This window comes from Xanthomonas sp. SHU 308, from assembly GCF_000364645.1.
GTDB lineage: Bacteria > Pseudomonadota > Gammaproteobacteria > Xanthomonadales > Xanthomonadaceae > Xanthomonas_A > Xanthomonas_A sontii.
Map to the genome: position 1 here is coordinate 1 of NZ_AQOK01000454.1, position 2304 is coordinate 2304.

General features: G+C 72.7%; 1 protein-coding gene and 2 pseudogenes. 1 reads left to right on the forward strand and 2 read right to left on the reverse strand.

Annotation, left to right across the window (positions count from 1 at the left end):
• Positions 1 to 395: pseudogene (locus tag D588_RS0114450) on the reverse strand (shikimate dehydrogenase); the annotation flags it as partial.
• A gap of 52 nt (positions 396 to 447) precedes the next feature.
• On the opposite strand from D588_RS0114450, the gene D588_RS0114455 reads away from it, so the two are divergent.
• On the forward strand, positions 448 to 1338 hold the full coding sequence (locus D588_RS0114455) for a PD40 domain-containing protein (RefSeq protein ID WP_017916489.1): 891 nt from the start codon (positions 448 to 450) through the stop codon (positions 1336 to 1338).
• A gap of 267 nt (positions 1339 to 1605) precedes the next feature.
• Here D588_RS0114455 and D588_RS0114460 read toward each other — a convergent pair.
• A pseudogene (locus D588_RS0114460) lies at positions 1606 to 2304 on the reverse strand (iron-uptake factor); the annotation flags it as partial.

Sequence of the window (2304 nt, forward strand, 5' to 3'; positions counted from 1 at the left end):
GCGCCGCCCGCGCCCAGCAGCAGCGCACGGCGGCCGCGCAGGTCCAGGCCGTTGCGGCCGGTCAGGTCGCGCACCAGGCCGGCGCCGTCGGTGTTGTCGCCATGCCACTGGCCGTCGCGGAAGCTGAGGGTGTTGACCGCACCGGCCGACTGCGCGCGTGCGCTGTGCACCACGCTGTGGGCGAACGCGGCTTCCTTCAGCGGCAGGGTCACGTTGGCGCCGACACCGCCGGCGGCGGCGAAGGCGGCCAGCGCCGCGGCGAACCCGTCGGCCTGGACGTCGATCGCCTCGTACTGCAGGGCGATGCCGGTCTGCTTGGCGAAGGCGGCATGGATGTGCGGCGACAGCGAATGGGCGACGGGATGGCCGAACACGGCAAAACGGGAGTTGGGCATGGAGCGCTCGTTGGTTGTTTTAGACTGGCGGCGACATTCCATGGACTCCCACATGCGGACCCCTGTCCTGCCGCTCGCGCTGGCCGCGAGTTTACTCTGCGCGCCGTGTGCGTTCGCGCTTTCCGAATTCGGCATCGAGGGCATGGGCGTGGTATCGACCGCCGCCGACGAGACCCGCGCCAGCGTCGCGCCCGACGGCCAGCGCATCGTCTGGGCCAGTCCCGACCGCCCCGGCGGGCCCGGCGGCGGCGACCTGTGGCAGGCCGTGCTGCGCGACGGGCGCTGGCGCGACCCGCAACCGCTGCCGGCGCCCGTGAACTCGCCGAGCCTGGACAGCGACCCGTTCTTCAGCGCCGATGGGCGCTGGCTGTACTTCGCCTCGGATCGCCCCGGCGGCCATGGCGGCAGCGACCTGTACCGCGCGCCGGTGCTGGCCGACGGCGGCTACGGCGCGCCGCAGAACCTGGGCGCGGCAGTGAATTCGCCGGGCAACGAGCGTGCACCGACCCTGTCGCTGGACGGCACGCGGCTGCTGTTCGCCAGCGACGGCCATGGCGGCGCCGGCGGCCTGGACCTGTTCGTGGCGCGCCAGGAGGGCCAGGCGTTCGCAGCACCGCAGGCGTTGGCCGGGGTCAACAGCGCCGACGACGAGACCGATGCGGCGTGGCTCGGCGACGGCCGTGCGCTGCTGTTCGCGCGTGCCCATGGCGGTACGAGCAGCCAGGTGCTGCTGGCGCAATGCGCCGGTGGCCGCTACGCAGATCCGCAGCCGCTGGCGCTATCGTTCAACGGCAGCGACGGCCACACCGCCGGCGCCGTGCTGGATGCGTCCAAGCCCAGCGAACTGCTGCTGTCCGGCAGCGCCCGCGCGCCCAGGGCCGGCAAGCGCGACCTGTACCGGATCAAGGCACCGGCCGCCACCGGTAGCGGCGACTGCAGGTAAGCGGATTGCGTGGCGACGCGAGGCAGATGCCGGTCTGCTGCCGCGCCGACACACAACAAGCGGGACCAGAAGGCCGTCGTGGGAGGGACTTCAGTCCCGACGCATGGCACTCGGACGCATCGCCCCGGTCGCTACACGCGCGCATCCCGCTCGGATCAGAGGCTCCCTGAAATGGCTGCCACCGTCCTCTGCCCGTCACCATGATGCGCAGCGACGATCAGGGCTGACACGCAAGAGCCTGGATCGCACTGCGATCGGCGCATCGCCTCAATACACATCGCGCCGATAGCGCCCATCCGCGCTGAGCGCATCGAGCGTGTCCTCGCCCAGGATCTCGCGCAACGCCGTATCCACGCCGCGCGCCATGCCGGCGAGGCTGCCGCAGACATACACGGTAGCGCCACGCGCCACCCAGTCGCGAACCGCGTCGGCGGCCTCGCGCAACCCGTCCTGCACGTAGCGCTTGTGCGGCTGGTCGCGCGAGAACAGCAGATCGAGGCGCTGCAGATGGCCGGCGTCGCGCCAGGCCCGCAGCTCGTCGCCGAACAGCGCATCGTGCGCGGCATTGCGTTCGCCGAACAGCAGCCAGTGCCCCTGCACGCCGGCCTGCGCGGCCTCGCGCAGCAGGCTGCGCAGGCCGGCGATGCCGGTGCCGTTGCCGATCAGCAGCATGGGCGCATCGCCATGCCGGCGGAACCCGGGGTTGGCCCGCACCTGCGCGCGCAGCACCGCGCCCACCGGCGCATGCTGACACAGCCAGCCGGCGCCCACGCCGGGGCGGCCGTCGTCGCGCAGGGTCAGGCGCACCACCAATTGCAGCAGCCCGTCGGCCGGCACCGAAGCGATCGAGTATTCGCGCAGCGGCAGGGTCGGCAGCGCGTCCACCCAGGCCTGCAGGTCATCGCCCGGCGTTGGCGGCGTCAGCGCGCGTGACGCCAGCGCCTGCCACAGCGGCTGCCGCAGGCC